The sequence below is a fragment of the Legionella sp. PATHC035 genome, from assembly GCF_026191115.1.
Taxonomy (GTDB): domain Bacteria; phylum Pseudomonadota; class Gammaproteobacteria; order Legionellales; family Legionellaceae; genus Legionella.
This window is the reverse complement of the sequence record NZ_JAPHOT010000001.1, coordinates 3,184,559-3,201,724: the sequence shown is the minus strand read 5'-3', so window position 1 is coordinate 3,201,724 and position 17,166 is coordinate 3,184,559. Positions and strand designations below refer to the sequence as shown.

The following is a 17,166-nucleotide window of genomic DNA, read 5'->3' as shown; positions in this document are numbered from 1 at the left end:
TTATTAACCCACACAACATGCAATAGGCTCTAGATCAGAATGAGGCATCTTCGGCAGTAGCTCGTTGGTATAACACGAATGCACTGAGAAAGAGTCATCAATTACTCCTAAATGCTTGCCAAAACGCCCTACCTTATTCCAATCACGTTCTACATTCAAAAGCGTGCGCGAGAAAAAGGGCAAGCTTCGAATGAAAATCGTATGATACATAGGCGTTCGTAACTGAGGCTTTGTTTTACATAACAGTTCGTAAGCTTCATCTGGATTTTCGGTAGTAAACGCTGCGCCGCGTTGGGTGGCTTTGAGAAAACCTTTAATGGTTTCAGGATTTTTTAGCATCCTTTCAGGCACAATAAACTGAATGGAGCAAAAACAGCAGCAACCTAGACCGGCTAGCTGATCCAGGCGTAAAAATACTGTTTCACCACGGAGATGCTCCAATTCAACTTTTTGAAAATTAATAAAACCAATGCCGGTATCAATTAGGTCACGACAAATTGCATCAGTCACATTCATGCCAATACGCACTGTTTCATAACTGGCCGAATCAATACCAGCTAATTGTGCCAAATTATCAATAATGATTTTGCCGAATTCACCAATATACCCTACCCGTTTACCGACAATATCTTGGAATGAATTAATGCCACTGGACTTCAATGCGATGAGCCCGGTCGGAGGTTCATCCAATAGCGTTCCAATTGATGTCACAGGATAACCCTTCGCACGAGCGGCTAAAGTATGAATCATGGCTTTAACACCAAAATCAACATGCCCCATACCTACAATTTCAGTCACATCACTGGGATCACTAGGCTCCAAAATTGCAAGTTTTATGCCTTCCTGTTGGTAATAACCTAATGAATGAGCAACAAAAATTGGGGTATGGTATGGGTTTGCATACCAATTCAGTAATAAAGTTGTTCTTGTAGATAATGCGCTCATACCATAGCTCCTTATATTGATTGATAAAATAAAGGATGGCTAAAGATATCGCGTAAAGACTCAATTGAAGAAGTTAACCTTCATTAGAACTGTTCGGAATCACTGGCAAAAAAGCTCGTTCACCAAGGCAGGTCATTCAAAAGCTTAACTGTGCTCAAATGAAATTCAGTTTTAAGGCGTTCTTACGCTGGTATGAACCAGATCAAGTTCAACGGGTATTTCTCAGACGTTTATCACGACACCCCGCGCCATCAATTGTTGGTAATGCTAGCTGTTATGGAAAAAACTGTCAAACTTTATAAACGGCTAGAAGGTAATAATACCCTCATCCGCCCTAAGGGCACCTTCTCTCCATGGGGAGAAGGAAAACTCATTTAAATTCCCCTCTCCCATTTCGGGAGAGGGGCAGGGGTGAAGGTAAAATTTATTTATGATTCTGCACATAAAACACATTATGCTGAATCAAAAATCGCTGACACAATAAAGGAGTATGCTGCAGTAAGTGATGAAGATATGCACAGGTGAATTGCTGGGAACACGTGGGGCAAACGCATTCGGCATCAATAAGCTCAAATTTCATTTGTGTTTTTGGATCCATTAAATCGACATCCCCTGCACGACTATAAACCTTTCCTTGCAATGCGGCTCGGGCTGGTTCGTCCGTCTCAATAAATTCGATACCCTGATCGTGCAAGCGCCGTATTAATTCGGCGTCAAAATTGCCCATGATATAACGTGGCAGGTGCGTCCAACGATTTAATTGTTCCCAATCCAACTCGTTCATAACATGAAAATAAACGCCATGCGTCCTAACCACTGCATGTTCCTTGAGATCATCTGCATGTATAAAAGGAACAATCGCATCATTCCAGTTATCCCAAATTTGTGGAAAATCTTGGGTGATGTGTTGGGGTAAAATCACTGCATTGGGTTTTAAATGCTGAATCAACGAGATCAAATCTCCCAAATTAAGTTTTATTCTAGAACCATCATAGGGAGATTTTAGCGTAAAGATTCCTTCTTTATTTGCCACAAGTGATGCGGCATTCAGGACGATAACATCAGGCCAAACGAGATAATGTGACAAATCAGATATTTTTTTAAGCACATCTTGACCCGGTTTATACAACAGACTCTCTAAAGAGAAAGATGCCGCGGTTACTTTTGCCTCTTGCCAATTTGCCGTGGTAAGACACAAACCTGCTTCCGAAGTTAAAACGGGTAAAAAATTCTGTGCTGCTGCCAACATTCCTGATCTCCTGATTAAGCTAACTGTCTTCATCGTGAGTGCAGCGCCGGCTCTCCCCCATTGTGACACTGCGCTACAGGATGGAGCTCCCTCGCCATGCTGGGGATGACGAGCAGCTGCACTCAGTTTTTGGGTAGACAGTTCGCGGATTTATAGCAATAAACTGGTATCACCATAACTAAAGAATCTGTATTTTTTTTCAATTGCTTCTTGATAAAGCATCATCGTCTGTTTATGACCAATAAAAGCGGAAACCAGCATTAATAAAGTCGATTCAGGTAAGTGAAAATTGGTCATTAATCCATCACAAATCTTAAACTCATATCCTGGGTAAATAAAGATGTCTGTATCCCTACTGCATGGAGTGAGTACTCCATTCTGGACCGCACTCTCAAGACTTCGCATAGCAGTTGTGCCGACTGCAATCACCCTATTTCCTGCAGCCTTTGTAGCATGTACCGCAGCACATAATTCAGGACTTATTGTAAATCGCTCGCTATGCATTTTATGATCTTTGATGTTATCGCAACGAACCGGTCTGAATGTCCCAGCCCCAACATGCAAAGTAAGATAAGCTACTGCAACACCTCGTGAATGTAAGCTGGCTAATACGGATTCATCGAAATGCAAACCCGCGGTTGGTGCCGCTACAGAGCCTTCATGTTTTGCATACACTGTTTGATAACGGTCTTGATCCAGATGTTCATCATTTCGGGTAATGTAGGGAGGTAAGGGAATGTGCCCTATCCCATTTAATAACTTCAAGACATCCATATCCGCTTTGCAAGTGAATAAATCATCCTGCCTATCAAGAACTTCAATTTCTTTATTTTGTTCCAGCTTAATAATTGAGCCCGCTTTCAATGACTTGCTGGCTTTAATATGAGCTAGAAAAGTGAACTCACCCGTAATTCGCTCGACTAATAACTCAACCTTCCCTCCAGTCGTTTTTTGGCCATGAAGACGGGCTGGGATAACTTTGGAGTCATTCATTACCAATAAATCACCCGGGTTTAAAAAATCTGCGATTTCACGAAATTGGTAATGACCGTAGTCACCTTTTTGACGATCATAAATTAAAAGGCGCGAATCACTACGATTTGGCAAAGGATACTGGGCAATTAATTCTGAAGGTAAATCGAAGTAAAAATCCTGTTTATTCATAAAGCAACCTGAAAAATAAATTGCCGGCATTATACACGAAATACCCTCATTCATCATCCCCACTGAATGCAATTCCTAACAAAATTACATGTGAATTAAAAAGTTTTATTTTGCCTAATCTTTTTTTGGCAATGTCGGATCGACATTAGGGGTCGGTGTTGTATCTTTTATTAATCGTTTGGCACTATAGAGCCATTGAAGCCTTTGCTGTGATTCCATAATTTTCTCTGGCGAAACTTGTTCGATTAATTTATTAAGCTCCCCTTTGTTTTTAGGGGATATGGTTGAACTTTCGACAATATTTCGTGCTTTTTCTATATCGTCTTCTTTAGGTGCTTTTAATACCAAAGATTCAAATTTCTCGATCATTTGTGAATAGCTGGCATGAGCATCTGTTTTTGGAGTATGTGACAAACGGGGATTTCTACTTAATAATACTTTTTGGGCACGCGTTTCCCTTAAGGTCTCTCCCATTTGATCTCTGGCTCGTTGCATTTCTGATTTTTGGTTTTTTAATACTTCTCTTAAATTGAGGGGTTGTTCGTAGCGATGTATATGCTTCTGCAAATTTTCTTGTATTTTTTCGAGACAATTATAGCGAGGCGTTTGAATCCGTTCTTTAGCCTGCTCAAAATCACGCTTAGCCTGTATCCAGTCCTCTTCAGTCAATTGATTAGGATCCTTGTCTTTAGGAAGCAGAGCATAAGAACCATTATCGGTTTGCACAAGAAATTTTGCATCCTCATGTTTCATACTAAAACGGGCTTGTGAATAATCAAACACTTGTTCTAATTTATCATTGAGAAGGATTTTCTTGTTGTTCATTACGTTCAACGCGGAAACCAAACCTCGTTCACGTAATTTCAAGCCTTCCATTTCAGGGTCCAATTGTCCAGGGATGCTCTGATGCTCTCGTATTTTGGCTCGGGTTTGTTCCAAAGCGAAGCGAAATAATTGTTCATAGTTCGTTGTTGTTTGGTTCAGATGAACTTTATGAAAACTCAGTTCATGTTCAATCGTTTTAATCTGTCTACTAAGACGTCTTTTTTCAACTTCATGAATCTGGGGATCATCAGAAACGGTGCTTTTATAGAGTTCTTCCTGCGCTTTATACCGTTTGAGATCGTCTACCAAAATCGATATTCTTTGTGCAGAAAAAGCGGTAGGGTCTCCTTGCGGGTGCTTGAAAATAGGCAGTTGCAAATACGCATCCAGTATATCGATATGGGTATGAAGTGCCTCATGGTAAGCGTCCATACGTCGCCCTTCCTCTTCGAGAGCCGCTAATTCCTCTTCAACCTGCTCTAATTGCCGTTCCAATTCATCCAGTTTTTCATCTAAAACTTTAATGGTTTCAACGTAATGAGCGATCATATCTTCTATCATTTGAAGTGGAGTGCGATCAAAAGTGGTTTCTTGACTCTGTTCGTGTTTACCCTTTGGAAGATGTTTGTCGATTTCAAGACGAATCAGCTGATCTACATTTTTAGCCAGTTCTTCTCGCTCTGCAATAATTCCCATGAGAAGAAAAATCAAGTGTCGCTGTTGGCTGAGCATTGCTTCTGTATTACGTTCCCTGATTGATTCAATTCGAGCCTCTTCTTTCATAATTTCTCGAGCAATCATGGTTAATGTCACATTACCGCCAGTTGTTTTTAGAAACTCAAATACCTCCGCGGCATTTTTTAACCCAAAATATGACAAAAATTGAGTCGCCAAATAAGAATTTGTTCCGATATTATTAGGTTGATTGTGTTTTTCTATATCTGCAAACCATTGCTCCATCCGGTCTGAAATATTTTTTTGTTCTGTAAGGCTTAAATTTTGCCATATTGGAGTGGCGGCTTCTGTTGCAGAAAGGACCGAATTCTTAGAAATCACTTTGATACTCCAATAAAGCACCTTTGTTTAAATTATAGGCTATTTATGGAGAGAGAAGGCTGCTTATACACCGCAAGCACGTTTAAAGCTACGTATGAATCTAATTCAGAGGATACGAATTAAGTGGTCTGTCTCTATTAGGGTTTTTGGGTTCAGGCACATCGAACCCAAAAACCTACCTCCCACTTTGAATTAACTCGTTGCTAGCAACCAGAAGGATATGTATTTCAAGGTGTAGTAAATGAATTGAGCGATGCAGATTCGAACAGAGATCTTTCATCAGGAAAACTGGGTTTCGCAGCAAGCACCGGATTATAGTGACCTGGTTCTCTATCATCCTTCGAACCAAGTCCGGATTGCTCGCTAGGCTCGTCGCTGGTTAACTTTGTATAGGGGGATGCATTGAGTTTCCATGGTTCACTTTCTGTAGCAGTCGAAGATTTTGAAGGGAACAGCTTTGCAGCAAATTTACTGCCCTGACCCGCCAAACCGCCAATGAGTAAAAATGGAGACCAAAGCACAGCACCTACAGATTTTATGACTCCCATAAAACTTAGTCCATCCTCATTCACAACACGCGATTTAATCATCGTGAATACGTTTTTATCACTGTTATAGCATTCTTTAGCGCTGGAACTTAGATAAGCACATCCCAAAATTGCATAGAAAGCCAGTGCTCCAATGCCAAGAGTCCCAAGAGTCCCAAGAGTGCCGACAGTCAATGCCATTGCACCTGTGGCACTTGCTCCAGTAAATCCAGCAGCTGTCAGTGATGTGGCAGCTAATCCAACCGCACCTAGAGTAAGTTTGAGAATTAAAGCAAGAACGAAAATGGGCGCAACGACAAAAGCAAGGATGAGAAATGCTCCCGATCCCCAGCCTGGACCTGTGGAATAACTCTGACGATAGCTGTAACCTCTTCTGCGGGGAAATATTTCAACCGCTGTTTGGGGAAGTACTCGAACCGGAGAAACAGGTGGATAAAGGGGTGTATGAACGTGAACTGTGGGATTAGTGGAAGAGGGATTATGGTGGTGATGATGATGACGCGAATCTACATTAACTTGAGAACCTACACCGCTATAACCAGTATGTTGATCATGACCATGATATTTACCGTACACTTCAGTCTCCTTTATTATTATTAAAATCCGAACTACCGGTGGCAAGTATAAAAAAGAAAACTTAAGGTTTTATTAAGAAAATGCAGCTTTCTTTACAAAATATTTACATTTCTTTACAAAAGATCAGAGAATGATTAACAAAAAGACAGACAACACCCAAATGATGCTGGATGTTACATAGGGATGCTGGTAGCTCTTAAAGGTTTTTCTTCGGGAAAGAAAATCAAGAACGAGTACCGGAACTACCGAAAGAAAAGTCAACATGAACACAAGTACCACTTGCAGTGCCCAATTCTGAAAAGGCATAATTTGTACTAAATAATTGAGAATATCATGCAGCATTTCACGCAGATAATAGATCGCCCATAAAACCCATAAATCAAAAGAAAAGATTAACCAGGAAGCAACAAAGAGAGGGATTATTAACTTAGCCCCTTTAATGGCAAAAATTTTCTTAATGGTTTTGATGAATTCTTCTGAAAAAAACACCAAAATCGAACCAAATAGAACAAGTAGAGTGAGCGTCAATAACATTTATTAGCTCCTTTTCTCAATATCTTCCAGTGCTTCCCAACGCGCATAAAATTGGGTTAATAAAGCTTCATCTTCAGCCAACCCCTGATTGATCTTTGCAATGACCTGAGCTTCTTGTTGGTAAAATTTGGGATCCGCCATTTGTAGCTGCAATTCAGCTATTTTTTCTTCCAGTTGCTCAATTTTCTGTGGCAACTGAGCGAGCTCGCGTTGCTCATTAAAACTTAATTTATTGGTTGCTACAGTGCGTTTTACAACGGGTGCCTTGACTCCCTGTTCGCGCTGTTCCTGTTTCTTATGCATTTTATAGTCATCGTATCCACCAACAAATTCATTGAACTGCCCTGCTTCTTCATACACTAGGACACTGGTCACCACCTCATTGATAAATGCCCTATCATGACTAATCAATATTAAAGTTCCGGGATAATCAACTAACATATCCTCAAGAAGCTCCAAAGTTTCAATATCCAAATCATTGGTCGGTTCATCCATCACCAACAGATTAACGGGTTTAGCAAACAGCTTGGCTAACAATAACCTGTTTCTCTCTCCGCCGGAAAGCACAGAAACCGGCTGATTAAATCGTTCCGGTGAAAATAAAAATTCGCGTAGATAGCTGGCAACATGTTTTTGTTTACCATTTATTGTTACATAATCTGCACCATCACCGACATTAAACATGACGGTTTGATCTTCACGCAAGTGCCGACGCAGTTGATCAAAGTAGGCAACACTTAAAGAAGTACCCAACTTGATCTGTCCGGAATCAGGCTGTAATTCTCCAAGCAATAGGCGTACTAAAGTCGTTTTACCACATCCATTAGGGCCAATTATTCCAAACTTATCCCCTCGAGTGAGTAATAAGGAGAAGTCACGTAAAATTGTTTTATCCCCTAGTGTATAATTCACCTGATTGGCTTCGATCACTACCGAGCCCGAACGAGTGACGTCTAGTGAAAAGGACTTAACTTTACCTAATTGATTACGTCGTGCCTTATATTCTTCTCGTAGAGCCTTTAATGCGCGAACCCGACCTTCATTACGTGTGCGTCGCGCTTTGATACCCGTACGAATCCAGGCCTCTTCCTCAGCCAACTTTTTATCAAATAAATCATTTTGCTTTTGTTCGCTCAGACGAATCGATTCTCTTCTATCGAGATAGGTTTCATAATCACAATCATGCTGATAGAGCTTGCCTCTATCGATTTCCACAATTCGATTGGATACCTGGCTTAAAAACTCTCTATCATGGGTAACCAACAACACAGTACCCTTGAAACTTTTCAAGTAAGACTCCAACCATTCGATTGCTTCTATATCCAAATGGTTTGTTGGTTCATCTAAAAGTAATAAATCGGGCGTTGCAATTAATGCAGCCCCCAATAAGACACGACGTTTCATACCCCCTGAGAGATTATTCATCCGTTCGTGGGTAGCAATGCCTAAACGACTGGCCATAGTTTCGATTTGTGGCAACTTGTCCCACGCATGTAAATTATCCATCTGTTGCTGACATGCGGCCAATTTTTCCAAGTCACCCAATTGGGAAAGTTCATTAAAACGTGATAAAACTTCGCCTACTTCACCAAGACTTCTCACTAGGAAATGATAGACAGACTCTTCTCCGGTAATTGGAACTTCCTGGGTCAAACCAGCAACGCGCAAACCAGAAAGTTGATTGATTTGACCACTATCTGGGGTCAATTCACCTTGCAAAAGTTTTAGAAGCGTGGATTTACCCGCTCCATTTCGCCCGACTAATGCGATGCGATCGTGGGGTTGGATCTGCCAATCGGCATTATCTAATAACTGATTTCCCGCAATATTGAGGGACACTCCATGAAGGGAAATAATACTCATACACGAACTCTGACTATAAAGTTACAGCCTGAACAAAGCAAAACGAAAACCGAGTTTTGCCGTCATTGGATGACGAGGTTTTTGCTTTCGCTTCACCCAGACTACAATACTAATATTAGACTACTTTTTAAATGAATTTATTTTGAAGATAAAACCATTATACCGTCCATCTCGACCTGAGCACCACGGGGTAATGCAGAGACACCTATTGCCGCTCTTGCGGGGTAAGGTGCAGCAAAGTAACGACTCATTGCCTCATTAATTAACGGAAAATGGCGTAAATCGGTGAGGTAAACATTCAATTTCGCTATATGTGCCAAGCTACCACCAGCCGCTTCACAAACAGCTGACAAATTTTCTAATACTTGAGTGATTTGCAGTTTAATGTCCTCACTGCAGAGTTGCATGGTCACAGGATCCAGTGGTATTTGTCCTGATAGATAGACTGTATCACCACATCGAATGGCTTGTGAATAGGTTCCAATCGCTTCGGGAGCCAATTTTGTATTTATAGGTCGCATTAATTATCCCCTTGTTTCTTTCTATAAAGACGCATCACCACTTTATTTGCTCGCAACCTTCGCATGACCCGAGCCAGATGCGTTCTATCAACAACACTGATTGAGAAGGTAACCGCATTATGCCGACCATCACGTGGATCGACATTGATATTACCTATATTGGAGCCTGACTCAGCAATAGCAGTTGCCAGCGCAGCTAAAACGCCACGCTCATTAATCACATCAACAGTAATATCAACCCAATATTCTCCCTCAACTTGTTCATCCCAACGTAAGGCAACAAATTGCTCTGGACTGGTTCGCGAATTTTTTAAAGTGGCGCAATCACTGCTATGAACAATAATTCCCCGGCCTTGTTGGAATTTACCAACAATATTATCGCCAGGAATAGGTTGACAGCACTCGCCAAAATGAACCACCATTCCCTCAGTGCCTTTAATTGCCAAGGGTCGTGTTTTAATTCCCTTGTCTAACTCATTAGAGTCTTGGGTGACTACCAATCTTTTGGCAATTACCATCGCCATTTGGTTGCCTATACCAATCGCATAGAGCAAATCATCGATTGTTTTATAATGCAAGTCACTCAATAGCGCTTGCAATGATTCGGGGGGTATTTTGGCGTAATCGCTGGATAGTTCATTTAATGATTGCTCAAGTAGACGTTTTCCTAAACTAATTGATTCGGTATTTTGTTGGCTTTTCAGAAAATGGCGGATATTAGAGCGCGCTTTACCGGTAACTACAAAATTTAACCACGCTGGGTTAGGATGTGCGCCGGCCGCAGTCACAATCTCAACGGTCTGCCCATTGGATAAAGGAATGCTGAGGGGAACTAATTTTCTGTTGACTTTCGCTGCCACGCAACTATTACCTACTCCAGAGTGCACTGAATAGGCAAAATCAACGGGTGTCGCCCCCTTAGGTAATTCCATAATATGGCCTTTAGGGGTAAAAACGTATACCTCATCCGGGAATAAATCAATTTTGACGTTTTCAATAAACTCCAACGAACTACCTGTGCTGCGTTGCATTTCCAAGAGGCTTTGTACCCATTCTCGTGCTCGCAGTTGCGCTTCATTGACTTCAAGGCCAGATGATTTGTAAATCCAATGTGCAGCCACCCCATTATCAGCAACTTTATCCATATCACGAGTGCGAATTTGCACTTCCAGAGGAACGCCAAAAGGCCCAAATAAAGTGGTATGCAAGGATTGGTACCCATTTGCTTTAGGAATACCGATATAATCCTTGAACCGTTGTGGAACAGGTTTGTAGGTACAATGTAAAGCACCTAAAATGCGGTAACAGGAATCAATGTCTTCAGTGATTACACGGAAGGCAAAAACATCGGTAATCTCAGTAAATGAGGCTTTCTTCTGGCGCATTTTTTTGTAAATGCTGTATAAATGCTTTTGTCTACCGAAGACTTGTTCATAAGGAATATTTAATTGAGCTAGGGCCAACTGCAAATCACGTTCAATCGTCTGCGTTAACTCACGCCGATTACCACGAGATTTTTCCACTGCCGATTTAATCGCTCGATAACGCATAGGATATAAAGCTTGAAATCCTAAATCCTCAAGACCAACATAAATGGAGTGCATTCCTAAACGGTTCGCGATGGGCGCGTAAATTTCTAGGGTTTCGATGGCAATTCGCCGACGTTTTGCATAAGGCATCGCACCAAGAGTTTTCATATTATGCAAACGATCAGCCAGTTTAACAATAATGACGCGGATGTCTTTAACCATAGCCAAGACCATCTTACGAAAATTTTCGGCCTGAGCCTCAGCTTTTGATTCGAATTTTATTTTGGTTAGCTTGGTAACACCATCAACAAGAGAGGTAATTTCTTCGCCGAATTGGTGGGTTAAATCCTCTTTACTCACGGAAGTATCTTCAACAACATCGTGGAGTAAAGTCGCCATGATTGTTTGATAATCCAGGCGCATTCGAGCAAGAATTAGGGCTGCTGCGACGGGATGAGTAATATAGGGCTCGCCGGAACGACGCATCTGACCTTGGTGTGCTTTTTCAGCGACCAAGTAGGCTTGATAACATTTTTCTATTTGCGACTGCTCAAGATAGCATTTCAGCTCTTCATCGAGCTCCTTAAAGTAGCTCACGCAGTACTCCCTAGTATCTAACATGACCGTACCCCTTTACCCCTAAATTCACACCATTTAAGACGCCTCGAATCAATCATGATCCCTCATGATTCATTACCTAGGTGAAGTGAAACGGAACCCGGAACATTTTAGTCACCTAAAAGCCTGGGTTCCGTTTCACTTCACCCAAGCCAAATGATTTTGTTATCTAAAAATTATTCTTTATCCAAAATTTCAGGGGTAATCAAACCTTCAGCTATTTCACGCAAAGCCACAACGGTAGGTTTATCATTTTCCCATTCAACCATAGGTTGATCGCCTCGAACTGCAATTTGGCGCGCACGCTTAGTAGCCACCATAACCAGTTCAAATCGATTCGCAACATTTTTCAAACAATCTTCAACGGTAACTCGCGCCATAATTCATTCTCCAGTAGCAAAACATCGCATTTTACTGCGATGACATCAGGAAAGAAAGCAATTTTGATTGTTTATTTATCTGCCGCTCAATACGTAAGCGGTTTGCAATAACAATCGCCTGCAATTCCATCGCCGCCTTTTCAAAATTATCATTAACGATTAAGTAATCAAACTCGGGATAATGGCTCAATTCATCTTGCGCTTTTTTCATCCGATCACTAATCACTTCATCCTTATCTTGCCGTCGATCTAACAATCGTTGTTTTAATATATCTAAAGATGGCGGTACTATAAAAATACTTACCGCATTTGGAAAAGAACGTCTAATCTGTTCCGCTCCTTGCCAGTCTATATCCAACACAACATCGATACCATTTTGCAAACGGTCGGTTATTTGCTTCATCGATGTGCCATACAAATGATTAAAGACACGGGCGTGCTCTAAAAAAGCACTCTCATCAATCATACGTATAAATTCATTTTCATCAATAAAAAAGTAATTTACCCCATGCTGTTCTCCAGGTCGCATGGCTCGCGTCGTATGCGAAATGGATACCTCAATATCCGCAAGGGACTCCACTAACTTTTTGACTAAACTTGTTTTGCCTCCCCCAGAAGGTGCTGCAACAATAAATAAATTACCCGAATAATCACCCACAATAATACTCACTCAATGTTTTGAATTTGCTCACGCATTTGTTCAATTAAAACTTTCATTTGCACTGCACTCTGAGTTAAATCCACAGAGTCAGACTTTGAACTTAGCGTATTCGCCTCCCTATTTAATTCTTGCATCAAAAAATCAAGACGTCTGCCTGCTATTTTATCGCAATTTAACGTCCGACTCACTTCATCAAGATGAGTCGTTAATCTATCGAGTTCCTCACTCACATCAATACGAGTCAAAATTAAAGCAATTTCCTGTTCTACTCGTGAATCCTGAACTTCCATCTTCACTGAGTGCAGTCGGGTCAATAACTTATCTTTCACTTGCTCTGCTTGTGTTGATATTATGGAGCGAGCATGCTTAATTTCCCGACCCAATTCACTTAACCGTGCCTCCACGTGCGCTTTTAATGCAGCCCCCTCAGTAGACCGCATCTGCTTTAATTGCTCAATCGCTTCGTTAAATAAGGACAGTGCGCTTTCTGCAAGAGCATCTACATCAGGGACACTGGCTTGTACTACACCAGGCCAAGAAAGAACACGACTCACCCCTAAATCGTTCGGCAAATGGTGTGAAAGGGAAAGTTTCTCCCCTAAATTCACTAATGCATTTACCATGCCTATATTTATAAGCATAGACTGATTATCAGCACTTGTGTCTTGATATTTCAGCTGACACTCCAATTTCCCTCGATTTATCTTATCTCGCAATAAAGAGCGTAATTGTGGTTCTATAAATCGGAACGATTCAGGCAAACGAAATGAAACATCAAGATAACGATGATTCACTGACTTGATTTCCCAACAAAAATGACCCTCTTCAATCTGTTTTTGCACTCGTGAGAAAGCCGTCATACTTTGAAGCATTGTACATACCAATGAATAAACCTTGCGCGAATATACCCCAATTTCAAGCAATTGGAAAATAAAACATACTCCATAGAGAATACCAATTTAACAAAATCGAATAAAATTTCCATCTAATTCAGAAATATAAGTTCAATTCCCTAGCCGCGCTAAGTTGATCGTGCCACTTTACTTCACTCGTGACCTCAAAATGTAAAGCTAAAGCTTGTTGCCTTCGCAAAATGGGTCATAAAGATAATTTTTAGGAGCGTCAGATGAATTGAAATAGTGTTTTAGCGATGCCTGTGTTGTGCTTTACATTCAATGACTAGCAGGAATCATACTTATGGCTCCGTTGCAATAACCTGTGAATATTAACAAATCGCGCAAAGTAAGTACCCGAGTTAAGCAATTCAACTCGGGACTAAAAATTATTGACTAGATGATGATGGCCTGACTGCTTCGGATGGCTGATTTTGAGACAACAACTCACTCATTTTTTCATTCATCCAACTCATCAGCGTCACCGCAGACATCACGCGCAGACCTCGCGGCACCGCCCCTTTGAAGAATATAGAAGCACCCTGGGTTGCATAGAGACTTTGGGTAGTCTTGAAAAAACCAGCTGGGTTTGTAGCAACGGAGGACTGTTGGACTGTTTTCACCACATCAAACTGTTGTGAAGCCAATGTTGCGCCTACTCCGGCGACTATCCCGGCTAGCAGCGATGCCAGGTAATCATTTGGATAGTGCTCTTTTATTTGGTTTTTCAATGCCGGGGTCACCGCCAGAAAAAATGTAGAAAACATTCCTTCTCTCAGCATCGTTGCCATCATTCCGGTATAAAGACGAGACAAGCCCCCTTGTTTCACCAAGTCAGCTCCTGCTGAGAAGAACCTCTTCTTTTGATGGGTCATCACCATTTCTGTAGGACAACTTATCAGCGCAGAACCTACCCCGGCAGCAAAAGCGCTCACCAGTCTTTGACGATCAGACAACTCATATTGATTGCCGAAAAACCAATTCTGGAAAAAACGATTCAAACTGACTTGCACTGCAGTTATGGGGACCATGCTGGCCGCATTTGGCAAAATACCGCGATACAATACTTGTGGATTTAGCGTGAACGACTCTCCTCGTTGCATTCGCGTTTTTATCGACCACAACGGATGATCGACCAACACTTCAAAAGCACCTGTAACGCTTCCAGAGAGGATGCTTTGGAACACACTGAGATTTTTTTTCTTTTCTTTAGGGGGCATGCCTTCTTTATGGGACTCAAATTTAGCTTGGGTCATAATATTCTCCAATAGTTGATTTAAATCAATTCATTATCTGCTTGTCCCACCTCCCTAGAGAGGCGCAGATAATGAAAGACCGCCCTAGGGAAAGGAAGGCAAGAAAATCACTAAAGAAGAAATAAAATTTTGAGAATCAACTAAATCGCAGACAAACAGCGTGCCCGCAGATAAATCTGCAAAACGTGCCACACTGATTTCAGGACTACGATAGTTCATAATGGATTTTTATTTGAAAATTGGATTTCGAACATAGCACGATGAACTATTGTTATTCAAGATGTTTTTAAAAATTTTTTTGTGGCAAAATCGACCTATATGTTTATAAATTTTTCCATCGTTTTAACATGCTTTTTTTATTTTCAGAAAACATGAAACATCGTAATAATAAACCAATAATCACTTCTTTATTTATATCACGCTACTTTAGGATGCAACTCAGGAAGTTAAGCGCTATAATTCTCAATTTTTCGAGGATTATCCAATGCGCCCAAGTAACCGTGAAGCCAATGAACTACGCCCTGTTAAATTAACTAGAAATTATACAAAGCACGCCGAGGGTTCTGTCCTTGTTGAGTTTGGGCAAACCAAAGTATTGTGTAATGCCTCAGTAATCGATGGAGTTCCCCGTTTTATTAAAGGAAAAAACCAAGGTTGGGTTACCGCTGAATATGGCATGCTGCCACGTGCGACACACAGTCGTACAGAACGCGAAGCAAGCAAAGGAAAACAAGGCGGTAGGACTATGGAAATCCAACGCCTCATTGGCCGCTCTTTGAGAGCTTGTGTTGATTTAAAATTTTTAGGTGAAAATACAATAACCCTAGATTGCGATGTGATTCAAGCAGATGGAGGTACAAGGACAGCAGCCATTACTGGCGCTTGTGTCGCGATGAGAGACGCAATCAATTGGATGGTTGAGCGAGAAAAAATACGTAAAATGCCTGCATTTCATTATATTGCCGCGGTTTCTGTAGGACTTTATCGAGGCCAAGCCGTACTCGACTTGGATTATGCAGAAGATGTCCTGGCTGAAACCGATATGAATATTGTGATGAACGAAGCAGGACATTTCATTGAAGTTCAAGGAACTGCGGAAGACAGACATTTTAACCGCGATGAATTAAACACGATGCTTGCACTGGCTGAGCAGGGTATACCGCAATTAATTGACTTACAGAAAAATGCTTAAGTGTCTGATGCCTAGCCCGTATTAGCGCAGCGTAATACGGGGTATGTCCTTAAACCCGGATTAAGACTTTATTTAATCCGGGCGACTCTTCCTTTGTCATCGTAAACGTTCTTGAGAATCCGTCAGGGTCTTAAAATATGTTTTTATCAATAGCCACTTCTCGTGCCGTGTGTGTGGAAATAATATTTTTTTTCACCAGCTCCGTTAAATGCTGATCCAAAGTTTGCATTCCTTTACCTTGGCCTGTTTGGATGGAAGAATACATTTGAGCCACTTTATCCTCGCGAATTAAGTTTCGAATTGCGCCAGTACAAATCATAATTTCCAAAGCAGCAACGCGCCCACCCCCATTTTTTTTCAATAGGGTTTGCGCGACTACCGCTTGCAATGATTCTGACAACATGGAACGTACCATGGATTTTTCTTCGGCGGGAAACACATCAATAATCCGGTTAATGGTTTTAGTTGCCGAATTAGTATGCAAGGTACCAAACACCAAGTGTCCTGTCTCAGCAGCAGTCATGGCTAAGCGTATCGTTTCCAAATCACGCAATTCCCCCACCAGAATCACATCAGGATCCTCACGCAGAGCAGAACGCAAAGCAGCGTTAAAACTGAGTGTATCTCGATGAACCTCGCGCTGATTGAGTAAGCACTTTTTACTTTGATGCACAAATTCTATTGGATCCTCAACAGTTAAAATATGATCATAACGGCTGGAGTTAATGTAATCGATCATGGCGGCCAAAGTAGTACTTTTTCCTGACCCAGTCGGACCAGTAATGAGAACTAATCCTTTAGGGTAACTGGACATTTCCTCGAAAATAGAGGGCAATCCCAAATCGCTCATACTCAAAATTTCAGAGGGAATAGTACGAAAAACAGCTGCTGCACCACGTAATTGATGAAATACGTTCACCCTAAAGCGAGCCAAATTGGGTATTTCAAAGGAAAAATCGGTCTCCAAACTCTCTTCAAACTCTTTCCTTTGCCTATCATTCATCACATCATAGATAATTTTTATTACTTCCTTGTGCTCCATGGCCGGCAAATTAATTTTACGTAAATCTCCATCCACACGAATTAAGGGAGGCAATCCTGCAGAGATATGTAAGTCCGAAGATTTATTTTTTACTGAAAACGCTAATAATTCTGCTATATCCATTGTTTGGTTCATCCTGATTATTTAACAATAACAGATTGGGGCATAGTGCATTGATCGATAAATCACTCATTGATCTTAATTAAATAATTCAACAAGTCAATTTTCTAAATTTTAATAAGAGGCATGTTTAGAGATTGCTCGCTTTGCTTGGGATGAGTCGCCCAGCAAACCAAGAAACACTCGGCAAACAG

At 41.2% G+C, this 17,166-nt stretch carries 16 protein-coding genes and 1 riboswitch; of the genes, 1 reads left to right on the top strand and 15 read right to left on the bottom strand.

Annotated features, from left to right (window positions below; genetic code table 11):
- Nucleotides 1-3: 3 nt before the first annotated feature.
- From OQJ13_RS14055 to OQJ13_RS13990, 14 genes are all read right to left on the bottom strand, one after another.
- Complete coding sequence (locus tag OQJ13_RS14055; RefSeq protein ID WP_265711460.1) at nucleotides 4-945, bottom strand: ABC transporter substrate-binding protein; 942 nt, start codon at nucleotides 943-945, stop codon at nucleotides 4-6.
- 162 nt (nucleotides 946-1,107) lie between these two features.
- A riboswitch (TPP riboswitch) is annotated at nucleotides 1,108-1,201 on the bottom strand.
- 168 nt (nucleotides 1,202-1,369) lie between these two features.
- Nucleotides 1,370-2,194, bottom strand: a complete 825-nt coding sequence (locus OQJ13_RS14050) for a queuine tRNA-ribosyltransferase (protein WP_265711459.1) — start codon at nucleotides 2,192-2,194, stop codon at nucleotides 1,370-1,372.
- A gap of 150 nt (nucleotides 2,195-2,344) precedes the next feature.
- Entirely contained in the window at nucleotides 2,345-3,358 is a 1,014-nt protein-coding gene (gene queA, locus OQJ13_RS14045) for a tRNA preQ1(34) S-adenosylmethionine ribosyltransferase-isomerase QueA (RefSeq protein WP_265711458.1), read from the bottom strand.
- Nucleotides 3,359-3,472: 114 nt separating this feature from the next.
- Nucleotides 3,473-5,239: a hypothetical protein gene (locus tag OQJ13_RS14040; protein WP_265711456.1), complete on the bottom strand. Its 1,767-nt coding sequence runs from the start codon at nucleotides 5,237-5,239 to the stop codon at nucleotides 3,473-3,475.
- Nucleotides 5,240-5,466: 227 nt separating this feature from the next.
- Complete coding sequence (locus OQJ13_RS14035) at nucleotides 5,467-6,363, bottom strand: hypothetical protein (RefSeq protein WP_265711455.1); 897 nt, start codon at nucleotides 6,361-6,363, stop codon at nucleotides 5,467-5,469.
- Between the two features lie 123 nt (nucleotides 6,364-6,486).
- Complete coding sequence (locus tag OQJ13_RS14030) at nucleotides 6,487-6,897, bottom strand: hypothetical protein (protein WP_265711454.1); 411 nt, start codon at nucleotides 6,895-6,897, stop codon at nucleotides 6,487-6,489.
- 3 nt (nucleotides 6,898-6,900) lie between these two features.
- Nucleotides 6,901-8,760, bottom strand: coding sequence for an ATP-binding cassette domain-containing protein (locus OQJ13_RS14025; RefSeq protein WP_265711453.1), 1,860 nt, complete (start codon nucleotides 8,758-8,760; stop codon nucleotides 6,901-6,903).
- Between the two features lie 137 nt (nucleotides 8,761-8,897).
- Nucleotides 8,898-9,281 (bottom strand): RidA family protein, encoded by a 384-nt coding sequence (locus OQJ13_RS14020; protein WP_265711452.1) that lies wholly within the window; start codon nucleotides 9,279-9,281, stop codon nucleotides 8,898-8,900.
- Nucleotides 9,281-11,431: a bifunctional GTP diphosphokinase/guanosine-3',5'-bis pyrophosphate 3'-pyrophosphohydrolase gene (gene spoT, locus OQJ13_RS14015; RefSeq protein WP_416209912.1), complete on the bottom strand. Its 2,151-nt coding sequence runs from the start codon at nucleotides 11,429-11,431 to the stop codon at nucleotides 9,281-9,283. The genes OQJ13_RS14020 and spoT overlap by 1 nt, the downstream gene beginning before the upstream one ends.
- 173 nt (nucleotides 11,432-11,604) lie before the next feature.
- Entirely contained in the window at nucleotides 11,605-11,808 is a 204-nt protein-coding gene (gene rpoZ, locus OQJ13_RS14010) for a DNA-directed RNA polymerase subunit omega (RefSeq protein ID WP_010653170.1), read from the bottom strand.
- Between the two features lie 31 nt (nucleotides 11,809-11,839).
- Nucleotides 11,840-12,469 (bottom strand): guanylate kinase, encoded by a 630-nt coding sequence (gene gmk / locus OQJ13_RS14005; protein ID WP_265711950.1) that lies wholly within the window; start codon nucleotides 12,467-12,469, stop codon nucleotides 11,840-11,842.
- A gap of 5 nt (nucleotides 12,470-12,474) precedes the next feature.
- Entirely contained in the window at nucleotides 12,475-13,341 is an 867-nt protein-coding gene (locus OQJ13_RS14000; RefSeq protein WP_265711450.1) for a YicC/YloC family endoribonuclease, read from the bottom strand.
- A gap of 410 nt (nucleotides 13,342-13,751) precedes the next feature.
- On the bottom strand, nucleotides 13,752-14,618 hold the full coding sequence (locus OQJ13_RS13995; RefSeq protein WP_265711449.1) for an MC/SLC25 family protein: 867 nt from the start codon (nucleotides 14,616-14,618) through the stop codon (nucleotides 13,752-13,754).
- A gap of 84 nt (nucleotides 14,619-14,702) precedes the next feature.
- The gene (locus tag OQJ13_RS13990; protein ID WP_265711448.1) at nucleotides 14,703-14,837 is read right to left on the bottom strand and encodes a hypothetical protein; all 135 of its coding nucleotides are present in this window, start codon (nucleotides 14,835-14,837) and stop codon (nucleotides 14,703-14,705) included.
- Nucleotides 14,838-15,102: 265 nt separating this feature from the next.
- Between OQJ13_RS13990 and rph the strand changes: the two genes are divergently transcribed.
- Nucleotides 15,103-15,810 (top strand): ribonuclease PH, encoded by a 708-nt coding sequence (gene rph, locus OQJ13_RS13985; RefSeq protein ID WP_265711447.1) that lies wholly within the window; start codon nucleotides 15,103-15,105, stop codon nucleotides 15,808-15,810.
- A 130-nt stretch (nucleotides 15,811-15,940) separates the two neighbouring features.
- Here rph and OQJ13_RS13980 read toward each other — a convergent pair whose 3' ends face one another.
- Nucleotides 15,941-16,975 carry a type IV pilus twitching motility protein PilT gene (locus OQJ13_RS13980; RefSeq protein WP_265711446.1) on the bottom strand — a complete coding sequence of 345 codons (1,035 nt, stop codon included), beginning with the start codon at nucleotides 16,973-16,975 and terminating at the stop codon, nucleotides 15,941-15,943.
- Nucleotides 16,976-17,166: the final 191 nt, after the last annotated feature.

Bases quoted from the DNA above. Each gene is read 5' to 3' on its own strand.
- OQJ13_RS13980 (WP_265711446.1), bottom strand. From the start codon at position 16,975: ATGGATATAGCAGAATTATTAGCGTTTTCAGTAAAAAATAAATCTTCG.
- spoT (WP_416209912.1), bottom strand. From the start codon at position 11,431: ATGTTAGATACTAGGGAGTACTGCGTGAGCTACTTTAAGGAGCTCGAT.
- OQJ13_RS13990 (WP_265711448.1), bottom strand. From the start codon at position 14,837: ATGAACTATCGTAGTCCTGAAATCAGTGTGGCACGTTTTGCAGATTTA.
- rpoZ (WP_010653170.1), bottom strand. From the start codon at position 11,808: ATGGCGCGAGTTACCGTTGAAGATTGTTTGAAAAATGTTGCGAATCGA.
- OQJ13_RS14000 (WP_265711450.1), bottom strand. From the start codon at position 13,341: ATGCTTCAAAGTATGACGGCTTTCTCACGAGTGCAAAAACAGATTGAA.
- OQJ13_RS14030 (WP_265711454.1), bottom strand. From the start codon at position 6,897: ATGTTATTGACGCTCACTCTACTTGTTCTATTTGGTTCGATTTTGGTG.
- OQJ13_RS14055 (WP_265711460.1), bottom strand. From the start codon at position 945: ATGAGCGCATTATCTACAAGAACAACTTTATTACTGAATTGGTATGCA.
- OQJ13_RS14050 (WP_265711459.1), bottom strand. From the start codon at position 2,194: ATGTTGGCAGCAGCACAGAATTTTTTACCCGTTTTAACTTCGGAAGCA.
- OQJ13_RS14025 (WP_265711453.1), bottom strand. From the start codon at position 8,760: ATGAGTATTATTTCCCTTCATGGAGTGTCCCTCAATATTGCGGGAAAT.
- OQJ13_RS13995 (WP_265711449.1), bottom strand. From the start codon at position 14,618: ATGACCCAAGCTAAATTTGAGTCCCATAAAGAAGGCATGCCCCCTAAA.
- OQJ13_RS14020 (WP_265711452.1), bottom strand. From the start codon at position 9,281: ATGCGACCTATAAATACAAAATTGGCTCCCGAAGCGATTGGAACCTAT.
- queA (WP_265711458.1), bottom strand. From the start codon at position 3,358: ATGAATAAACAGGATTTTTACTTCGATTTACCTTCAGAATTAATTGCC.
- rph (WP_265711447.1), top strand. From the start codon at position 15,103: ATGCGCCCAAGTAACCGTGAAGCCAATGAACTACGCCCTGTTAAATTA.